We start from the raw sequence: 18625 nt of genomic DNA, 5'->3' as shown, positions 1-18625 counted from the left end.
ACGGTTAGTCATTTTGGTAACGGCTGACCGCTTTTTCTTTTCTTTTGAAAATACCTTTGCTGACTCTCTTCTCGATTTCAACGACTAGAAACAGCAGCAGTGCATTGCCTAAGATGACCAATTGTTGTGCCAAACTAAGCGCCGTTGTTCCGATCAGCTGTTGTCCTAGTGGTAAGAAGACTACACCCATTTGAAGAACGAAGAGGATTCCTAATGAGATGAACAAGAATTTATTTTCGAAGAAACGACGGTTGATCGCTGGATCGAACATCTCTCGACAATTGATCATGTAAACCGCCTGCCCTAAAACAATACTCTGTAAAAGAATCGTTTGTTGCAGAGCAGCCCCGTCAAAACGCATGGCCAAGAAGTAAGCCGGGATCATGATCAGTAAGGAAACATACAGGATTCTAAAGAAACTGTAGCCTGATAAAATCCCCATTTTCGTGTCTCTTGGTGGGCGCTTCATCGTATCACGATTTGCCTTTTCAAAACCTAAAGCATAAGACAGCGTGATCGTCGTTACCATGTTGACCCATAAGATTTGAATCGGAGTCAATGGCAATGGCCGATTCATCAGTAAAGCTAAGATTACAATCAGTCCTTGTGCTAATGCTGTTGGCAAGAAGAAATTGATCGTCTTTTGCAGATTATCAAAGATTCTGCGGCCTTCCTTAACAGCTTTTACGATCGTATAAAAATTATCGTCGGCTAATACCATATCCGCTGCTTGCTTACTAACCTCGCTGCCTTTGATTCCCATTGCAATACCAATGTCCGCTTGTTTTAAGGCAGGAGCATCGTTCACTCCGTCACCAGTCATTCCTACAATTTCTTCTTTTTTCTGAAGCGCCGTTACGATTCGCAGCTTATGATCCGGCGTCGTCCGAGCATATACATCTACTTTTCCAACCACTTCAACCAATTCTTCATCAGACATGCTGTCAATATCGGCACCCTCTAAAATTTTAGATGTGTGCTTCAACCCAATTTGCTTACTGATTGCTTGGGCCGTTGCTTTATGATCGCCAGTGATCATCTTCACTGAGATCCCCGCTTGCTGCGCCTGTTCAACTGCTCGAACAGCACTCTCTTTTGGCGGATCGATGATTCCGGCCAAACCGGCAAATGTCAGTCCCGATAATAACTCATGGGTTAACTCTGTTGCGGAAACTTTTTTGTAACCGAATCCTAGCACACGCTGACCTTTACTAGCTAGTTCTAAGCCGCGTTGCTCCCATCTTGCCTTCTCTTCATTCGTTGCATCAGCCTTTTCTAATAACACTTCAGGAGCACCTTTAACAAAAATGATTTGGTCCTCACCCTCCGCATGCATCGTCGCCATATATTTGTAACTAGAGCTGAAAGGAATCTTTGCTAACACAGGTTTCAACTGCTGCTCTTCTTCCGCTACATAATTCAATAAAGCAAGTTCTGTTGGGTTGCCATGGATCTCTTCAATTTTCTGATCATCTTTCGTCTTTAATTCCTGACAATTATTCATGATCTCTTTTACTAGCGGCAGTTCTTCCGTCACGACTTCCTGTACAGTCATCTCATTTTTCGTAAGGGTTCCTGTTTTATCCGAGCAGATTACAGTCATTGAGCCCAATGTCTCTACTGCCGGCATCCCTTTGATGATTGCATTTTCATCAGCCATTTCTTTGACACCCATCGAAAGGATCATCGTCAAAACAGCCGGAAGTCCTTCTGGAATCATGGCAACGATCAACGCGATACTCGCTGAGAACATCAAGCTCCAGTCCATCCCGTATCTGAAGCTGGTAAAGAATAGTAAGAACACAATCAGAGCCAAAATTCCTCTAAAAATCTGTTTATTTAATTGGTGCATTTTTTTAACTAGCGGTGTCGTTTGTGTTTGGATCGACTGCAAGGCGTGATTGATCTTTCCGATTTCTGTCGCATCGCCTGTTTCCACCACTAGCCCGCGGGCGGAACCTGTTTGTACAAGTGTTCCCGAAAAAGCCATATTTAGCTGATCGCCGGCCATCGCTTCTTGCGAAATCACCTCAACTGTCTTTTCGACCGCCTCAGATTCACCGGTTAAGATCGATTCCTCCACCGTCAAATCATGAACCTCAATCAACCGCAGATCCGCAGGGATAACATCGCCAGCTTTCAAGATCACGACATCCCCTTGAACCAGCTCTTCTGAATCCAGTTTAAGCGGCTGCCCTTCATTTAGCACCGTCGCTTCCTGGCCCATCATCTGCTTCAATCCATCTAACGATTCTTCCGCCTTGCGCTCCTGCCAATAGCCAACAAAACCATTGACGATCACGACTAAGAAAATAATTCCGCCTTCAACCGCCTCGCCTGTCGCAAATTTCAGCACAGCCGCAACGATCAAAACAACCATCAATAAATCAGTAAAATGCTTGGCGATTTTACGCAATAATTTAACTTGCTCCTTCTCTTCCATTTTGTTCGGCCCATTATTTTTTAGACGAGCGCTACGTTGTTCTTTTGTTAAACCAGTAGTTTGTGATGCTACTTTATGTAAAATATCTTCGGTTGATAATTTATACCATTTCATATGTGTTCCTCCATATCATTTATTTGATACCTTAAGTATACGGATAAATAACATTTTTTAAGGTCGATAATTTCATGGAGGACTGAAATAATTGTGTTTCAAAATTCAAAAAATAGCCCCACTCCCATTAAATGAAGTGCGGCTATTCAATAATAGAAAGACTAGTGTAAAAAGTTTTGCAGATCATCGCCATACTCATCGATCTTCTTAGTCGTCAAAATTGTACCTGCCACTAAAACGCCACCGACAATCAATGTACTAGCAACTACGAACTTAACAAATGATTTCATACTGACTACCTCCCATGCTTTTTTCTAAAGAATCTTGTTCCGACTACTCTATGAATTAATCCTAGCACAAGTAGGTAGATGTATCTTCTAATATGCTTACTACAATATATTTTACATCCAATTACTTAACTTACCTTCACTTAGTAGTTAAGAGAAGGACAGCAAAACTTTTATTATAAACCAATTCAAAATAATCTTCAAATCGCAATTTGACACTTACACCCCCAAAATTGACCTATTTTAACGCAAAAACAGGCTTTTTCACCCCAAAACGTGTCAATTTGGGGGGAGTAGCGGTTAAATTGCGATTCGTATTTTTTCAAAAAATCGAGTATCTTTTAATCACCGGCCGGAATAAAAATATGGAGTACAGCGATCACGGTGAAAGAAGAAATCCTAGGCAGCTTGGAAAGATTCGCTTTGTTACATCCATTTGAAAAGACGATGAGAAACTCTTCAACAAAATCATCATCACTAAGGATATCGAAACAACAAAAAACATTTTTAACGGAAGTAATTGAGGATGGCGACAATCTTATCGCCTCCTCTCACTAAAAAAAGGAGGATAAGAATCTCATGAATGAACAAACATTGTCTCATCGACAACTTTTCAATTTGAAATCAAAAACACTGGAAAAAAGAATTACCAACTATTATTACGAAACACAAAACAGCAGCCTAACCATCAAATATATCCTAGCACTACGAGTAAGGCACCAGCTTGGTGCGGAGGAGTTTGCCCACTTTCTGAAGGATCTTGTCCGAAAGATTTTTATGAATACGAAGGCTACTCGTACCATGAAACGTTTTTTCTATTACTTCAAAGATTACTTCATGGCACCTGAGTGGCGCGCATTAACCGCGAAGGTTTTTCCTGTAAGAAATTTTGGTCAGAAAGCTATGACACTCTTCCGCTCCTTACTGTCATTTGCCGGTCCTGATGAAACCAACGAACCTTGAAATAACCTACCTATCCAGAAAATCTTAAAGAGAGGACAATCTAAATGATAAATGACAAACACGATTTAGTTGCGACATTTACAAATGGTCTTGGAAAAGAACACAATTGGACATATAAAGACGTGAACGCCGATCTGCCGACTCCTGTAATCAAAGATGCTTGCGAATTACTGACGAACTTAGATATTTTTGAACAAGATGGCGTAAAACTATTTGATTCTATTGTCACCGCGAAGATCGTGACGACTAAGGAGACTGAAATTTTCGATGTAAAAAACGATCCTAAAATAGAGAAAAAACAACAGCGCGATGATTTGCCCATAAAAATTGAGACAGTGACCACAGAAAAAAAAGCATTATCGATAAATGCGAAAGTTGATCCCGATTTATTAACAAAAAGCACACCCAAAATCGATGAATTAACTACATTGACGTGTAAAAATAGTTCTGCAAGTTTCCCTGCTGTCTCACTGCCGACATTAAAGGTTTCTAGTATTCCAACTCGCTTGCCGCAAACAACAAGTAATGATTCGAAATCAATAAATAGTGCAGTAAAGGTGAATGATATGACCTCTGACAAAATTCTACAGCCGCCGAATCAATCGCTTGAAAAGAACGGCGATAGTCTTAGGCAAAGATTCGCCCGATTCTGGGGCAAGAGAGGAAAAAATAAAGAAGATCCTTCTTGAATGATGTCCGATAAATCTAAAAACAACTAAATTCCACCTTTCTCAAGCTAAATATGCGTAGAAAAGCCTGATCTAGTCGTTATTCCTCCTAATCCGGATGGGAGGTGACACGACTTTGAGTGAGTTTATTCGCTAAGTTCCCGCGCCGTTCTTCACGGGATTGATCACCATCCTCGTCAACCATTAGTTAAGCGGGCGTGATCCACGTGAATACTCAAATTTATGTCATAGGTCGATTTTGTATTGCGTGATTAGCGATCAATTAAGGCAAACAAAAAACCCCACTTAAATAAGTGAGGTTGAACATTCATTATTTAGCTAATGAATCTTTAGCTTGGTCAGCTAGTGAAGTGAACGCAGCTGCATCGTTAACTGCTAAATCAGCTAACATTTTGCGGTTGATTTCGATACCGGCAACTTTAAGACCATGCATTAATTTTGAGTAGCTCAAGCCGTTCATACGAGCTGCAGCGTTGATACGTGCAATCCATAATTTGCGGAAGTCGCGTTTCTTTTGACGACGATCGCGATATGCGTAGTTGTATGAATTCATTACTTGTTCTTTAGCTGTTTTAAATAGAGTGTGTTTAGAACCGTAGTAACCTTTAGCTAGTTTTAATGTCTTTTTACGACGCTTACGAGTTACTGTTCCACCTTTAACACGTGCCATGTTTAATTCCTCCTAATAAATAGATCATTGAATTTTTTAAGTTGTAAAGCGGGTTGCGCAATTATTTCATGCGTGCCAATTGTTGGCGGATACGTTTGTAATCGCCCTTAGATACCATAGACGCTTTACGTAATTGACGACGTTGTTTTTTCGTTTTTCCGTGGAAGCGGTGACTTGTGAACGCGCGGAAACGTTTCAAACCGCCGTTACCAGTGCGTTTTACGCGTTTTGCTAAACCGCGATGTGTTTTTTGTTTTGGCATGACTAAATTTCCTCCTACTTTTCATTTCGCACACTCTTCAACTAAGGCTAAAGAGCATTCTCAAAATTATTGTTAGTCCTTTTTCTCTTTCGGCGTAAGCACTAAGAACATGCTACGTCCGTCCATCTTCGGTTTTTGTTCTACTGTCGCAATGTCTTCTGTTTCATCAGCCAAGCGAGTAAGAACTTTCTGACCAATCTCTTTATGGGTAATGGCACGGCCCTTGAAACGGATCGAAGCTTTCACTTTGTCCCCTTTTTCTAGGAATTTACGTGCGTTCCGAAGTTTTGTATTAAAGTCGTTTACATCGATTGTCGGACTTAAACGAACTTCTTTAATGTTGATCACTTTTTGTTTTTTACGAGCTTCACGATTCTTCTTTTGCATTTCGAAACGATATTTCCCGTAATCCATAATACGCGCTACCGGTGGTTTTGCGCCTGGAGCTACAAGTACAACATCAAGATTTGCTTGTTCAGCGATTCTTAATGCTTCTGCTTTCGACTTCACACCTAGTTGTTCGCCATCTTGGCCGATCAAACGCACTTCATGAGCACGAATGCCGTCGTTAACCATCATATCCTTTGCTATGGTCATTCACCTCCAAATTTTTTGAGAGAAAAAAAGCGAATAAAAAAACGAGTTCTTTACGAACCCGCACGTAGTATGACTCATCCAAAAGATCAGTCATTAACTATCTAGCCCAGCGAGATGTTCGCGTAAGGCGAGAAGCGGGTGCTTCTGCTTTCATTTCTCAACTTTAATAGTATACAAGCTATTCTAAGGAATGTCAACCTCTTCAAACCTATTTTTAGTCGTTTTCAGAAACTTTCTATTGAACTTTCTTTAGTTTGTATGCTAACCTATATATGAAAAGGGTGTCTGTTTGCTCTGCAACGACCCTCTCAGATTCATTCAGAATTATTTTTCAGGTTTTTCGAAAAATGAGTTCTTAGAAAAAGGAAGTGATTGGATGGAACAATCTTTTTTTAAAGAATTGATTCATTACAACAGACCAAAGGAATCACCGTTTCGTTTACTCGGTGCCGGTCTTTGTATGATCAGTGTTTTATTCACCGGCTACTTAACCCACCAGCTAGCCATTTCTAGCTTCGGCTCTTTAGGTATTTTCACCTTTCTCTATTATCAAAGACTTCCGCTAAAACAATTAATCATGCGCTTGTCTATCGTAGGCAGTTTTTTGACTGTGGCAAATTTTCTTGGGATGCTTTCTACCCACGCCGCTTGGACTGCCCCAATCGTAGTCGCGATTGTCGGCTTTTTAGGAAGATTCTTCTTCCGTCTATATGGTATTGCTAAACCAGGTCCCTTTTTCATCGTGATGGTCACAGCCATGGGTGCCAGTACAAAAATACCCTTGACTAGAATTCCAGTAATGAGCGGTTACTTTTTCATCGGTGTACTTTTCTCCTTGCTAGTAGCTACCATTTTGCATTTTGTAGAAAATAAGCCGTTGCCAGCAATTGAAGCAAGAAAGACAGTGAAATCGCGTATCGATGACGATCCTGCCGTAGTAATCGACAGCCTTCTATACAGTGGCTTTCTATTTTTTGCCGTCTATTTGAGTATGAGCTTGCAGCTGAAAAATCCGTATTGGCTAGTCGTCTCTTGTGCCTCCATTTTACAAGCCGACAATCTTCGGGCTATGGCTCATCGCAATGTTCAACGGATTTTCGGTACGATCATCGGTCTGGCAATTGCGGCCTTTCTATTGTATTTACCGTTATCGGTTTTCGAGACACTGCTGATCATCACCGTTTTGTTTGTGACGGTTGAATATTTCGTTAAGCGCAATTACGCGATCGCTCAATTCTTTACCACCCCGATGGCATTGATGCTCTCAATGCTAGTGCGGCAACAATATCTCTACTCCTTGATTCAATTTCGTTTTTTAGGAATCGTGCTTGGCAGTCTATTAGGTCTTCTAGCCGGATGGCTTATGAGTACCAGTTTAGAGTTTTACAATCGAAAATTTCATTCAAACTAACTAGTATCTTCAGAAAACCGAGTGAGCCTACTCGGTTTTTTGCTATAATGAGAACAAGAAAAATGAAGGAGGACCATCTATGTACCGATTAATTGCTTGCGACTTGGATGAGACTTTATTGGACAAAGGTCGACATGTATCAGATAAGACGCAAGATACGATACAAAAGGCCGAAGCAGAAGGCGTCGTATTCGCACCAGCAACCGGACGCGGATTTTATTCTATTAAACAAACGCTGGAAGAATTGGATGTCGCTAATAAGGCCGACCATTACATGATCGGGTTTAACGGCGGTGTGGTGGTTGAGAATCATGGCCCCACCATCATCAAAGATTTCCCAATGCCTTTTGAGATTCTAGCGCGTTTATTCGAGTTTGGCTCAAACTATGAAGTAGCGATCCATCTTTATACTTTTGACCAAACCTATGTCTATCACAGCAACCCTGAGGAAGACGCCTACTTAACGACAATCCCGCACGAAAAACGTTTGGATGATGATATTCAGTTTCTTAAAGATCAGGTCTGCTACAAAGCCTTGTTCCAAAATTTGGACCGCAGCTATTTAGAAAAGCTAGAAGAAGACATGCCTGCGGATCTGCATGATCTGCTGGAAATCAGCTATTCTTCTAATCGCTACATCGAGTTCAATCCAAAAGGTGTCAGCAAAGGAGTAGCATTACAAACTTTGGCCGAACACCTGAGTATTCCTATGGAGGAAACAATCGCTATCGGGGACAACACGAATGATCTAGCAATGATTCATGCCGCCGAATTAGGCATCGCTGTCGCAAATGCCGTTCCTGCGGTAAAAGATGCTGCGCAGCATACAACCTTGGCAGATCATGAAAACCATGCCGTAGCGGAGGTTATTGAAACGTTTATTCTCTAAATATTATTATTCAACTTTACATCGCTTCACTAATAAAGCACTATCCCTGTCAAAACGGGATAGTGCTTTATTTAATATTAATAGTATGAATGATAACTAGTGATAATAGATGTAATTATTGCTGCGAAGAAAAGAAAATACACAACCATCAGAAGGATGAAAAGAATAAAGCCGACTAATCCCGCGCGATTCCATGTTTTTTGTACAGCCAAGAAAGTATCGATATCTTCATAATCACCTTTTTGCCATGCCCATTCATTCCCCTTAAAACCACACACAAAAATCCAAATAATATTAAATAGCGGAATGAGACACAATAAAGGCAAATAACTTTTATTACCGATCCCCCAAGTAATATTGTACATAAATGCTCCCCAGTTCCAGCCTTTTATCTCATCAGGGATAATTCTGTTCGATTGTTCGTCCATCGTTGAAACTCCTTTAAGTTATTTATAAGAACCAATTAATAATAACAAAAAACAGTATCTGTGTGAATAACTAAAATAAATCAGCCTAGTTAGGTTGCAAACACCTCACTAGACTGGTTTAAAATGGTCAATCAAAATAATTTATCACTTAATCTACCAATACCCGAAACTGAAAGTTCCTAATTACAGCACCAAAAAAAATAAAAATATTTCTGAACTACCTCAACGGATTCTGCGCCATAAAATCAGGATCAACCATACGGACAAACCCAGACTAATGACTAACGTTATAATCCAGCCGATTTCGGAATGAGTGAATGGCAGCGGCATATTCATGCCGAAGAAACCAGTCACGATTGTCGGGATTGTTAATAGTAATGACCAGATCGTTAAGATTTTCATCGTATCATTCAAATTATTGTTCAATAAATTATTATAGGTACCGGATAGCTGATCCAACACTTCGCTGGAAAGCTTCGTCATCTCTACCGCTTGCTTGGCCTCGATCAAGGCATCGTCCAGTTCTTCTTTTTCCTTATCCGTAAAGCTTGAGAAAATCGATTGCGCTTTTATTTGTTCTAACAGCACCGCATTCTGCTTGGTCGCGGTTACTAAATAGACCAACCCGATCTCTAAGTCGGAAAGAGCCAATAAATTTTTATTCGTCGTTTTTTCCCTCAGCTTTTTGTTCAAGTGAATCCGTTGACTATCCACTTCCTCCACTAATGGGAAATAATAGTCGGAAATTAAAAATAAAGTATGGAATAGCAAACTCGCCGTACTTTGATTTGGCTCATTGGACAAAATGTTTTCGATAATGTTTTCAACATACGCTGTTCGTTCATTGATAAAAGAAAAAAAGTAATGATCCTTCAAGATGAAGGCCATCGGACTGGTTTCATAGTGATTATCTTTTTTTAACAGATTAGGCACATTAAAAATCAACAGCAGTGCCTTCTCCATTGGATCATACTCCACCCGAGCCCGTTCATTGTCATCCAGTGCATACGTCAGCATTTCATCGCTGATCGCATAGCTGGCTCTCAATTTTTTTATTTCATGTGATTGGGTGCTGTCTACATTGATCCACGAACACATCTCTTGATTAAATGTTTGTCTACTGTCCATCAGAAACCTCCTAGTGCGAATTCATCCTACTCTCAGTATAACAAAAACTTTCATTCAGTATTCATTTCTGCTTGCAGGCTGTTTTGCCAGTAAATCTATTCCGACAAAAAACCTTTTTGTTGACTTAATCAATACCTCGTCTTATTATACTCGTGTAGTGAGGTATTAAATGTAAGGAGGTATTAGCTTGGAAATTGATAAAGAGGTTTTGCGGGGATATATCGATCCGATTATTCTCAGTATTTTGGCTAAAGCAGATAGTTACGGATATGACATCGCTCGTCAAGCAAAGAAATCGAGCAATGAAACGTTTGAATTGAAGGAAGGCACCTTATACGTCGCATTCAAACGCTTGGAAAAAAATGGTTATGTCGTAAGCTACTGGCAAGATGGACAAGCAGCTCGGCGTAAATATTACCACTTAACCGAAAAGGGAGCGGCTTTCTTACAGCATAAAAAACAAGAATGGCAATTCATTAAAGACTTAATGGACGGTTTTTATAAAGGAGACGAATAAAATGAGTACATCAATCGATGATAAAATTCAAAAATTTGCAGACAATATGGTCAAAGCCAGTTTGAGTAAAGATCAGCTAAGCTATCCCGAACGAATGGCTCTAAAATTACAAGAACTGCAAGAAAAGACAAAAAAGAATTTAAAGCCCGACCGGAAGGAAGAAACGGAAGAAATCGCTGGTTACATCAAAGAGTATATGACTCAACTAATGGCTGAAGAAAATTTAAGCGAACAAGACGCTTTGAATAAGGCAATGGCTACTTTTAGAGCTGATCGGCCACTCTCTGACGAAGAAATCAGAAATCAAGAACGCCAAGCTTACTATCAAACGATCGATCCGCAAACTGAAGAATCCATCGGCTTAGGCTATGCCAGCAATTTGTTCATCGGGATCGTAATCGGCGCAATCATCGGGATCTTCGGACAAATATTATATAGCGGTGAATTGATTGGTATCGTCTTCTTTTTAATGCTTGGTTTAGGGTTACTGCTGGGTATCGCACTAGGTTTGAACAAGCACAATCGCGTGATCAGTCAGAACCACTCAAAATAGTCCGCAAAAAAAAGCTTTGCCAGATTTTGGCAAAGCTTTTTCTTATTCCGCTTCTACGGGAACACCTTGGACTTCTAGGATTTTTTCATCGATCATTCGAATGACTTCATCGCGTGCGGCTGCTTCATCGACAAAGTTCAAACGATCGCCGTCGATTTGGATTTTAGGACTCTCATTGTAGTCTTCATACCACTGATCGTAACGGCTGTTCAATTCTTTATAGTAATCATATAGTGTCGGATCAAATTCTAATTGTTCATATTCTCGGCCACGTTTTTGAATCCGTTCCATCATGGTTTCAAATGAGACACGAATGTGTACTAATAAATCAGGATGCTTTTTGTGAGCAGCATATGGCAATTCTTGCATCATGTTCGCCAACAACTCATCATAAACTTTCACTTCTGTCTCGGTTGCTCGACCAAGATCAGCATTTAAATGGAATAATAAGGAATCCTCATAGATTGAACGATCCAAGACATTATTATCATCCTGCATCGCCTTTTTAATACTGTCAAAACGTTTGTTTAAAAAATAAATCTGTAATAAAAATGCATATTGTTCTGGGTCTGCGTAAAACAGCGGCAATACCTCATTATCATCAATCGACTCATAAAAAGCCTGACTGCCTAAATGCTCTGACAACATCGCGGTCAAACTTGATTTTCCTGCTCCAATAGTTCCTGCTAATACGATCACGCTCATAAACCTCCAACTCGTTTCATACAAAATATAGTGCGGATTTTCCAACTTATTTAATATACCCCCAATATCTTGTGTCGTCAAACGAAATACTTCTAAAATAATTCAATTTTTTCTTCTAAGGAATGTTTAAAAAATCGTTGATTTTCAAAAACTTTTCAGTCGTTTCGTTTACTTGTCCCCATTCTCTGAGTAAAATGAGAAAGAGACTTAAAAGGATAACTGCTATTAAGTAAAAAACAGGCCCTGTTTATTCAGGTAGAAGACAAAAAACGTATTGCTTTCGCTAAAAAATTAATTGCTTTAGAATCACTACTAGACAGTAGTGAGCTGCGTTGGTAATCACTTTTATTTTCTCTGGGGGAAAATAATTACTCTAAAACGAAATAGGGGTTTTTTTAATGAAATCGATTGGCACGGGTTATGCCAGCGGGAAAATCATATTAATGGGAGAGCATTCGGTTGTCTACGGGGAACCAGCGATCGCCTTTCCTTTTTCAGGAACAGGAATCCAAGCGACGATTCGCGCAAATAAATTAGAATCCTGGATCGAATCCAGCTTCTTCCACGGACCGCTTTCAGAAGCTCCAACTACGATGCGAAATGTTACGGTCTTACTTTGGTATTTAGTGAAACATTTTAAAATTCCAGAACCATTTTATTTAAAAATTGAAAGCTCGATTCCAGCAGAACGCGGAATGGGCTCTAGCGCGGCTGTTGCCGTTGCAATCACACGCGCCGTCTTCGACTGGATGGAAGAACCAGCAACACAGGAAAAAGTGCTGCATTTTGTAAACCAAGCCGAAGCAGTTGCCCATGGCAATCCTAGCGGCATTGATGCCACAACGATCAGCGGCACCGAACCGATCCTTTACCAAAAAGGAATCGGCTTCCAACCCTTCCAATTAAATATGGATGCTTTTTTAGTCGTCGCCGACACTGGCGTCAAAGGTCAGACACGCAAGGCTGTCAAAGATATTGCAAAACTGATGGAGCTGCGGCCCTATGAAATCAGCAAACAAATGCGGACATTAGGCAAACTGACTGGTCAAGCTCAACAAGCGATTTTACAAAACCGCCCACAAATTTTAGGCGACTGCATGAATCAAGCGCAAAGTTTATTGCGGCTATTAGGCACCAGCAACCGCCACTTAGATCACCTGATCGAAACAGCCTTAGAAAATCAGGCGCTAGGCGCCAAATTAACAGGCGGAGGCCGTGGCGGATGCATGATCGCTTTAGCAGAAAATGAAACACGCGGTCGTCAGCTGCAACGCATCTTATTAGATGCCGGCGCGCGAAATACATGGATTGAAGGGTTAGGTGTGTACGCACATGTTTAGTGGTAAAGTTCGGGCTTATACGAATATCGCCTTGATTAAATATTGGGGCAAAGAAAACCAAGAACTGATTATTCCAATGAACAATAGCTTATCATTAACATTGGATGCTTTTTATACTGAAACACAAGTACTCTTTTCAAAAGACCTGACCGAAGACCAATTCTATTTGGATAATCAACTGCAAGATTCGAAAGCGACCTTAAAAGTGAGTCGCTTTCTTGATTTAGCGCGCGAAAAAGCCGATTGTACGCTGTATGCAACGGTTCGCAGTCAAAATTTTGTACCGACTGCTGCTGGCTTGGCTTCTTCTGCTAGCGGCTTGGCTGCTTTAGCAGGTGCTGCCAGCGCAGCATTAAAATTGGATCTTTCTTCAGAAGAGCTATCACGTTTAGCGCGTCGCGGCTCTGGTTCTGCCTGCCGCAGTATTTATGGTGGTTTTTCAGAATGGCAAAAAGGGACTTCTGATGAAACTTCTTATGCAGTAGGAATTGCTAGTGACGGTTTTGAAGATCAGCTTAGCATGATTTTCGTCGTGGTCAACGACGCTCAAAAGGATATTTCCAGTCGTGACGGAATGCAGCGAACGGTTGAAACATCTGCTTTTTATGATGGCTGGCTGCAAACTGTACCGCACGATTTAACTAAAGCAAGAAAGGCCATCGCCGAGAAAGACTTCATTGCTCTTGGAGAAGTGACCGAAGCCAGTGCTTTAAAAATGCATGGGACAACTTTAGCAGCTACACCGCCCTTTACTTATTGGTCTGCGGAAAGTATGAAGGCGATGAATCTTGTCCGCCAAATTAGAAACGATGGTTTGCCCTGCTATTTCACGATGGACGCAGGTCCAAATGTCAAAATTCTGGTTGAACGAAAAAATGAAGAAGCTTTATTAAATGCTCTAAGAGATCAGTTTGACGCGCAACAAGTCGTTGTTGCTCATACAGGTCCAGCAATTGAAATTTTGTCAGAGGAGGAAGCGTAAATGATCGAAGTAACTGCACCAGGTAAATTATATATTGCTGGTGAATACGCGGTAGTGGAACCGGGACATCCGGCGATCATCGTGGCGATTGATCAATTTATTTCGGTCTCTATCGGCCCCGCAAAAAAAAGCGGCAGCATCCAATCCGCTCAATATAGCGACATGCCCGTTCGTTGGACTCGTCGCAAAAATGAACTAGTTTTAGACATTCGCGACAATCCTTTTCATTATATTTTAGCGGCGATTCACTTTACTGAAAAGTTCGCACAGGAAAAAGGAAAAAAACTTGCTTTCTTTGATTTGAAAGTAACGAGCGAATTAGATAATTCCAACGGCCGAAAATATGGCCTAGGTTCTAGCGGCGCTGTAACTGTGGCGACCGTCAAGGCCCTGAATGCTTTTTACGATCTGCAGCTTTCACAACTTGAACTGTTTAAATTGGCAACTTTAGCTCATTTGAACGTCCAAGGAAATGGCTCCTGCGGCGATATTGCGGCAAGCTGTTACGGCGGCTGGCTAGCTTTTTCCACGTTTGATCACGAATGGGTTCTAGCTAAATTAGAATCTGAGAAAATGTCTACTTTGATTGAAAGCGATTGGCCAAACCTGCAAATCGAACCTTTGCAAGTTCCTGAAGATTTGCGTTTATTAATTGGCTGGACCGGCAGTCCCGCGTCGACTTCTGATTTAGTTGATCAGGTTCATCAATCCCGCAATGAGAAGAAAACATCCTACGAGAATTTTTTACAAGACAGCACAGATTGCGTCAACCAAATGATTCAAGGCTTTAAACAGAATGATATCTCGCTGATTCAAAAAATGATTCGCAAAAATCGCAGTTTGTTAAATCAATTAACTAGTTTAAGCAACGTATCGATTGAAACAGAGGAATTGAAACGTCTGAATGATCTCGCTGAGAAATACGGCGGTGCCGCAAAATCTTCTGGTGCTGGCGGCGGCGACTGCGGAATCGTCATCGTGGATAAACGTGCCGGAATCTTGCCTCTGATGAGTTCTTGGGAAAAGGCGGGCATTACTCCTTTGCCTTTGCACGTCTATCACTTCACGGAGGATCGCTATGAATCGTAAAGATGAACACGTTTCTCTGGCACGCGCATTTCATCAGAAGCCAAAAGAGAATGATTTTGATGCCATTCGTTTGGTTCATTCTTCTTTGGTTGCTGCACGACCAGAAGACATCGATCTAAGTACAGAAATTCTGGGGTTAAAACTCAGTACGCCTTTTTACATCAACGCCATGACTGGCGGCAGCGAAAAAACCAAACAGATCAACCACGATTTAGCGATCGTCGCTCGCGAGACCAACTTAATGATGGCAACGGGCTCAGTCAGTGCTGCCCTAAAAGATCCCGCTGTAGCTGACTCTTATACTGTTGTCCGCGAAGTAAATCCGAATGGGTTGATCTTAGGAAATATGGGCGCCGGCAGAACAAGCGACGACGCCAAAAGAATCGTCGACCTGCTTCAAGCAGATGGTATGCAAATCCATTTGAATGTGCCGCAAGAACTGGTCATGCCTGAAGGCGATCGTGATTTCCATGAGTGGCCTGAAAATATTCAAACAACTATTCAACAACTACCTGTTCCAGTGATCATTAAAGAAGTCGGTTTTGGCATGAGTAAAGAAACCATTCAGCAGCTGCAATCACTTGGTGTTAAGGCGGTGGATGTTTCCGGTCGCGGCGGCACAAGCTTTTCGCAAATCGAAAATGCCCGCCGTAAAAAACGGGAACTGAACTACTTGGACGATTGGGGACAATCAACGGTGATCTCCCTTTTAGAAGCCCAAGAGGTTGATGAGCTGACACTTTTAGCTTCTGGAGGTATCCGGGATGCTTATGATATTTTCAAAGCTCTCTGCTTAGGCGCCAAAGCGGTTGGTATCTCTGCTACTATTTTGGATCACCTTCTCAGTAACGGAATCGATGCTACAGTCGAAATGATCGAGGACTGGAAAACACAGCTTCGCCGATTGTATTTAATGACCGATAAAGCTACGACTGCTGATTTAATTCATAATCCAATCATTCTAAGCGGCGCACCAAAAGAATGGTGCCAGGCCCGTGGAATTGATTATAAAAAATTAGCAACACGCAGCTAAATCTGAACCAGCAAATAAGAGGATGAGATCAACCGATCTCATCCTCTTCATCTGTAAAGATATTCTTTTGAACCATCGCTTGCGCTTCTTCAGCTTTCCCCTCAAGCAACGCTCGATAAATTGTATTATGCAAACTTGTATTGTCTTGATAATCTTCCATCCGCAAGACCTGTTGGCTTAAATGCAGTTTGATATCCGATAGCAGCTCATTGTACCATTTGATCAAGAATGGGTTTTGGCTCATCGCCACGATCTGTTGATGAAAAGCCAAATCTGCCTCGATATATTCGGAAAAATTTCCGGCCTCTAATAACCGATTCCTTTGAAACAGCACTTCCTTTAATCGCAGCATGTCTTTATCTGTTCGATACATCGCTGCCAGAACAATCGCCTGACTCTCAATCATTGAACGTGCTCGTAAAAGATCCGTCGTTGAAAATTCTCCAATACTGCCATTTTTGACAAATGTACCTGAGCCCTGCTTCACTTCTAAAACATTGCTATAGACTAAAATCTTTACCGCTTCTCGTAAAGTCGAACGACCCACTCCGAAAATTTCGGCCAATTCTTTTTCAATCGGTAATTTATCCCCGATCATCAATTCGTTTTGCTGAATATAATTTTCTACTTGCTGAATCGTCTCATTCACCAGATTGCGATTTTTCGTCATTTTCATAGCCTCTTCCTTGTATTGTCAGCAGCAAGATCCCGCTACACAAAATAATCATAACATATAAAAAGACATTGAAAGATCTAAAAATATCAACTGCTATTCCTAAAAGAATTGGGATCAAGCCACCGACAATGTACCCGAAAGATTGTACCATTCCAGTCCATAAACTAGCCTCTAACGGATCTACACTTGCTTGTAATGGCAGCAGCATAGCGATTGGAAAATAGCCGCCCAAACCAAAACCAATCAGAACGATTCCGCTGATCAATAAGAAAAGAGTATTCGTTAATAGGCAGCCAACTCCTAACAATATCAGACCTCCGCAAATCAAAATCCAACGCCGCGTATTTCCCCAATGGTCCATTAAGACTGGAATAACAAAGCTGAAAATCATTTGAACGATTACAAAAATAGTCAAATACTGACTGGCTTCGCCGCGAGAAAAACCTTTTTGAACAAGCAGCTCCACTAGCCAAGTACTCACGCCGTAAAACATTCCTGATTGTAATCCAAAGAATAGAACCATCTTCCACGCTTGCAGTTTTTTTAGCGGGAACCCGCTCGAAGTAATAGAAGCTGACGACTGGATCGTCTTCTTTCCCATGACAAAAGACCAAACAACACCCGCAACTATCGCTAACACACTCCAAATCCCCAATGCAAAGGGCCATGAATAATCGGCCAAAGAAAGACTGAATCTCGATGCAGCGGCCGAACCAACACCCATACTGATGGAATAGACACCGATCAGCAAACCCGTTTGCCGCGGAAAATATTCCTTGATCAAACTTGAAAGTAAAGGCCCAATAATTGCGATAGCGAATCCGATCACGACTGCTGAAATAACTAAGCTTAGATAATTAGAGAAAATAATCCGACTCGCCGTACCCATGGCTAAAATAAACAAACAGAACAGGATACTGCGGTCACGGCCTATTTGCTGCTGCATCCGTTTAACGCCAAAGGCCATGACCCCCATACAAATTACCGGAATACTCGTTAGCAAACTCACTTGAAAATTGTTCAGCTGCAAATCTTGTTTGATCAATCCGATCAAGGGCGGTATCGAAGAAATCCCCAATCGCAGATTCAGCGCCACAATAAATACTACAAGAACCATTTTTTTATTTTTCATAAAAACCTCCTTTTAAAATTCATCTGATGTATTTTAAATTCATCCTATCATTTTAAAAGGAGCTTTACAATTCTATTAGGAACTTCTTTATCTGTGAATAGTTTGGCACACAAAAAAAGAAACCCACAAATGAGTTTCTTTACCTTCTAAATATTCGCTGAAGCCAACTTTTCTTTTCACCAATCCGGATGTTTCCACTAATTTTTTTGGCATCCAGCATTGACTGAAAAAAGATATTGTCTTGCAGTAATAATTGATTAATAATTTTCAAACGTCTAAAATATTTCTTCTTACTCTCATCAAACGTCAGATCCTCTGGTAATTTTCCAGAAGCTTCGAGACGAGTGTAATCTCTTTCGACAAGCTTTAACAATTCGTATTGTTGTGTCAGCAGATGATTGATTTGTTTGATTTCAGGAGGTGTCACAGAAATTTTCGACTCTGAAGGAGCAAATTGATTCATCGCAGCGACATAATCTTGCATGTCTAGCATAAAGATATGATTGGCTTTACTGGCCATCAATTTTTTTTCATTTACTAAATAATCAATTAATGCACCTAGTCGCGCATTTAAGTTTCCTAATTCTTCTAACTCACGTTTCAGTTTCTCCATGCCCTCGAACCTTTCTTCTCATCCTAATCCTAGTCTATCGTTTTTCACAGGCTATAACAATCAAAGAGATTCATTTTGTCTAAAAAAACTGAACATTTTAAATA

21 protein-coding genes and 1 other annotated feature are annotated in these 18625 nt (G+C 40.9%); of the genes, 10 read left to right on the top strand and 11 right to left on the bottom strand.

Going from position 1 to position 18625, the window contains the following annotated elements:
- Window positions 1-4: 4 nt before the first annotated feature.
- Both PGP85_RS19405 and PGP85_RS19400 read right to left on the bottom strand, forming a co-directional pair.
- Window positions 5-2557, bottom strand: a complete 2553-nt coding sequence (locus PGP85_RS19405; RefSeq protein WP_270328931.1) for an HAD-IC family P-type ATPase — start codon at window positions 2555-2557, stop codon at window positions 5-7.
- A 161-nt stretch (window positions 2558-2718) separates the two neighbouring features.
- Window positions 2719-2847, bottom strand: a complete 129-nt coding sequence (locus PGP85_RS19400; RefSeq protein WP_010742896.1) for a hypothetical protein — start codon at window positions 2845-2847, stop codon at window positions 2719-2721.
- A gap of 576 nt (window positions 2848-3423) precedes the next feature.
- On the opposite strand from PGP85_RS19400, the gene PGP85_RS19395 reads away from it, so the two are divergent.
- Both PGP85_RS19395 and PGP85_RS19390 read left to right on the top strand, forming a co-directional pair.
- Window positions 3424-3807 (top strand): hypothetical protein, encoded by a 384-nt coding sequence (locus PGP85_RS19395; protein WP_270328929.1) that lies wholly within the window; start codon window positions 3424-3426, stop codon window positions 3805-3807.
- A gap of 44 nt (window positions 3808-3851) precedes the next feature.
- Complete coding sequence (locus PGP85_RS19390; protein ID WP_010742894.1) at window positions 3852-4496, top strand: DUF2922 domain-containing protein; 645 nt, start codon at window positions 3852-3854, stop codon at window positions 4494-4496.
- 310 nt (window positions 4497-4806) lie between these two features.
- Here the strand turns inward: PGP85_RS19390 and rplT are convergent, their stop codons facing one another.
- From rplT to infC, 3 genes are all read right to left on the bottom strand, one after another.
- On the bottom strand, window positions 4807-5166 hold the full coding sequence (rplT, locus tag PGP85_RS19385) for a 50S ribosomal protein L20 (RefSeq protein ID WP_010742870.1): 360 nt from the start codon (window positions 5164-5166) through the stop codon (window positions 4807-4809).
- Between the two features lie 61 nt (window positions 5167-5227).
- Complete coding sequence (gene rpmI, locus PGP85_RS19380) at window positions 5228-5428, bottom strand: 50S ribosomal protein L35 (protein ID WP_010742869.1); 201 nt, start codon at window positions 5426-5428, stop codon at window positions 5228-5230.
- Between the two features lie 72 nt (window positions 5429-5500).
- The gene (gene infC, locus PGP85_RS19375) at window positions 5501-6025 is read right to left on the bottom strand and encodes a translation initiation factor IF-3 (protein WP_010742868.1); all 525 of its coding nucleotides are present in this window, start codon (window positions 6023-6025) and stop codon (window positions 5501-5503) included.
- A gap of 27 nt (window positions 6026-6052) precedes the next feature.
- Window positions 6053-6181: a sequence feature (ribosomal protein L20 leader region), on the bottom strand.
- A 220-nt stretch (window positions 6182-6401) separates the two neighbouring features.
- Between infC and PGP85_RS19370 the strand changes: the two genes are divergently transcribed.
- The gene (locus PGP85_RS19370) at window positions 6402-7436 is read left to right on the top strand and encodes an FUSC family protein (RefSeq protein WP_090407968.1); all 1035 of its coding nucleotides are present in this window, start codon (window positions 6402-6404) and stop codon (window positions 7434-7436) included.
- Window positions 7437-7515: 79 nt separating this feature from the next.
- On the top strand, window positions 7516-8325 hold the full coding sequence (locus PGP85_RS19365) for a Cof-type HAD-IIB family hydrolase (protein WP_270328926.1): 810 nt from the start codon (window positions 7516-7518) through the stop codon (window positions 8323-8325).
- A gap of 77 nt (window positions 8326-8402) precedes the next feature.
- Here PGP85_RS19365 and PGP85_RS19360 read toward each other — a convergent pair whose 3' ends face one another.
- Window positions 8403-8753, bottom strand: a complete 351-nt coding sequence (locus tag PGP85_RS19360; RefSeq protein WP_010742865.1) for a hypothetical protein — start codon at window positions 8751-8753, stop codon at window positions 8403-8405.
- Window positions 8754-8975: 222 nt separating this feature from the next.
- On the bottom strand, window positions 8976-9881 hold the full coding sequence (locus PGP85_RS19355) for a magnesium transporter CorA family protein (protein WP_010742864.1): 906 nt from the start codon (window positions 9879-9881) through the stop codon (window positions 8976-8978).
- Window positions 9882-10068: 187 nt separating this feature from the next.
- Here PGP85_RS19355 and PGP85_RS19350 point away from each other — a divergent pair, with 187 nt between their 5' ends.
- A complete protein-coding gene (locus PGP85_RS19350) occupies window positions 10069-10398 on the top strand; it encodes a PadR family transcriptional regulator (RefSeq protein WP_010742863.1) in 330 nt (109 codons plus the stop codon).
- 1 nt (window position 10399) lies between these two features.
- The gene (locus PGP85_RS19345; RefSeq protein WP_270328924.1) at window positions 10400-10951 is read left to right on the top strand and encodes a hypothetical protein; all 552 of its coding nucleotides are present in this window, start codon (window positions 10400-10402) and stop codon (window positions 10949-10951) included.
- Window positions 10952-10993: 42 nt separating this feature from the next.
- Here the strand turns inward: PGP85_RS19345 and PGP85_RS19340 are convergent, their stop codons facing one another.
- Entirely contained in the window at window positions 10994-11656 is a 663-nt protein-coding gene (locus tag PGP85_RS19340) for a deoxynucleoside kinase (protein WP_034708522.1), read from the bottom strand.
- A 398-nt stretch (window positions 11657-12054) separates the two neighbouring features.
- On the opposite strand from PGP85_RS19340, the gene mvk reads away from it, so the two are divergent.
- Genes mvk through fni form a run of 4 tightly spaced genes read left to right on the top strand, consistent with a single transcriptional unit; the run spans window position 12055 to window position 16100 of the window.
- A complete protein-coding gene (gene mvk, locus PGP85_RS19335) occupies window positions 12055-12996 on the top strand; it encodes a mevalonate kinase (RefSeq protein WP_010742860.1) in 942 nt (313 codons plus the stop codon).
- On the top strand, window positions 12989-13978 hold the full coding sequence (mvaD, locus tag PGP85_RS19330; protein WP_270328922.1) for a diphosphomevalonate decarboxylase: 990 nt from the start codon (window positions 12989-12991) through the stop codon (window positions 13976-13978). Before mvk ends, mvaD begins: the two co-directional genes overlap by 8 nt.
- A complete protein-coding gene (locus tag PGP85_RS19325; protein ID WP_010742858.1) occupies window positions 13979-15067 on the top strand; it encodes a phosphomevalonate kinase in 1089 nt (362 codons plus the stop codon).
- The gene (gene fni, locus PGP85_RS19320; RefSeq protein ID WP_270328921.1) at window positions 15057-16100 is read left to right on the top strand and encodes a type 2 isopentenyl-diphosphate Delta-isomerase; all 1044 of its coding nucleotides are present in this window, start codon (window positions 15057-15059) and stop codon (window positions 16098-16100) included. The genes PGP85_RS19325 and fni overlap by 11 nt, the downstream gene beginning before the upstream one ends.
- A 28-nt stretch (window positions 16101-16128) precedes the next feature.
- Here the strand turns inward: fni and PGP85_RS19315 are convergent, their stop codons facing one another.
- From PGP85_RS19315 to PGP85_RS19305, 3 genes are all read right to left on the bottom strand, one after another.
- Complete coding sequence (locus PGP85_RS19315) at window positions 16129-16770, bottom strand: FadR/GntR family transcriptional regulator (RefSeq protein WP_270328920.1); 642 nt, start codon at window positions 16768-16770, stop codon at window positions 16129-16131.
- On the bottom strand, window positions 16742-17908 hold the full coding sequence (locus PGP85_RS19310) for an MFS transporter (RefSeq protein ID WP_270328918.1): 1167 nt from the start codon (window positions 17906-17908) through the stop codon (window positions 16742-16744). The genes PGP85_RS19315 and PGP85_RS19310 overlap by 29 nt, the downstream gene beginning before the upstream one ends.
- Window positions 17909-18047: 139 nt before the next feature.
- The gene (locus tag PGP85_RS19305; RefSeq protein ID WP_010742854.1) at window positions 18048-18521 is read right to left on the bottom strand and encodes a hypothetical protein; all 474 of its coding nucleotides are present in this window, start codon (window positions 18519-18521) and stop codon (window positions 18048-18050) included.
- Window positions 18522-18625: the final 104 nt, after the last annotated feature.

It is taken from the genome of Enterococcus malodoratus, from assembly GCF_027659535.1.
Lineage (GTDB): Bacteria > Bacillota > Bacilli > Lactobacillales > Enterococcaceae > Enterococcus_A > Enterococcus_A malodoratus.
The sequence above is the reverse complement of the archived record's forward strand: the minus strand, read 5'-3'. Positions and strand labels throughout refer to the sequence as shown.

Bases quoted from the DNA above. Each gene is read 5' to 3' on its own strand.
- PGP85_RS19400 (WP_010742896.1), bottom strand. From the start codon at position 2,847: ATGAAATCATTTGTTAAGTTCGTAGTTGCTAGTACATTGATTGTCGGT.
- fni (WP_270328921.1), top strand. From the start codon at position 15,057: ATGAATCGTAAAGATGAACACGTTTCTCTGGCACGCGCATTTCATCAG.
- PGP85_RS19315 (WP_270328920.1), bottom strand. From the start codon at position 16,770: ATGACGAAAAATCGCAATCTGGTGAATGAGACGATTCAGCAAGTAGAA.
- PGP85_RS19370 (WP_090407968.1), top strand. From the start codon at position 6,402: ATGGAACAATCTTTTTTTAAAGAATTGATTCATTACAACAGACCAAAG.
- rplT (WP_010742870.1), bottom strand. From the start codon at position 5,166: ATGGCACGTGTTAAAGGTGGAACAGTAACTCGTAAGCGTCGTAAAAAG.
- mvaD (WP_270328922.1), top strand. From the start codon at position 12,989: ATGTTTAGTGGTAAAGTTCGGGCTTATACGAATATCGCCTTGATTAAA.
- PGP85_RS19345 (WP_270328924.1), top strand. From the start codon at position 10,400: ATGAGTACATCAATCGATGATAAAATTCAAAAATTTGCAGACAATATG.
- PGP85_RS19405 (WP_270328931.1), bottom strand. From the start codon at position 2,557: ATGAAATGGTATAAATTATCAACCGAAGATATTTTACATAAAGTAGCA.
- PGP85_RS19305 (WP_010742854.1), bottom strand. From the start codon at position 18,521: ATGGAGAAACTGAAACGTGAGTTAGAAGAATTAGGAAACTTAAATGCG.
- PGP85_RS19340 (WP_034708522.1), bottom strand. From the start codon at position 11,656: ATGAGCGTGATCGTATTAGCAGGAACTATTGGAGCAGGAAAATCAAGT.
- PGP85_RS19395 (WP_270328929.1), top strand. From the start codon at position 3,424: ATGAATGAACAAACATTGTCTCATCGACAACTTTTCAATTTGAAATCA.
- rpmI (WP_010742869.1), bottom strand. From the start codon at position 5,428: ATGCCAAAACAAAAAACACATCGCGGTTTAGCAAAACGCGTAAAACGC.
- mvk (WP_010742860.1), top strand. From the start codon at position 12,055: ATGAAATCGATTGGCACGGGTTATGCCAGCGGGAAAATCATATTAATG.
- infC (WP_010742868.1), bottom strand. From the start codon at position 6,025: ATGACCATAGCAAAGGATATGATGGTTAACGACGGCATTCGTGCTCAT.
- PGP85_RS19325 (WP_010742858.1), top strand. From the start codon at position 13,979: ATGATCGAAGTAACTGCACCAGGTAAATTATATATTGCTGGTGAATAC.
- PGP85_RS19355 (WP_010742864.1), bottom strand. From the start codon at position 9,881: ATGGACAGTAGACAAACATTTAATCAAGAGATGTGTTCGTGGATCAAT.
- PGP85_RS19365 (WP_270328926.1), top strand. From the start codon at position 7,516: ATGTACCGATTAATTGCTTGCGACTTGGATGAGACTTTATTGGACAAA.
- PGP85_RS19390 (WP_010742894.1), top strand. From the start codon at position 3,852: ATGATAAATGACAAACACGATTTAGTTGCGACATTTACAAATGGTCTT.
- PGP85_RS19310 (WP_270328918.1), bottom strand. From the start codon at position 17,908: ATGAAAAATAAAAAAATGGTTCTTGTAGTATTTATTGTGGCGCTGAAT.
- PGP85_RS19360 (WP_010742865.1), bottom strand. From the start codon at position 8,753: ATGGACGAACAATCGAACAGAATTATCCCTGATGAGATAAAAGGCTGG.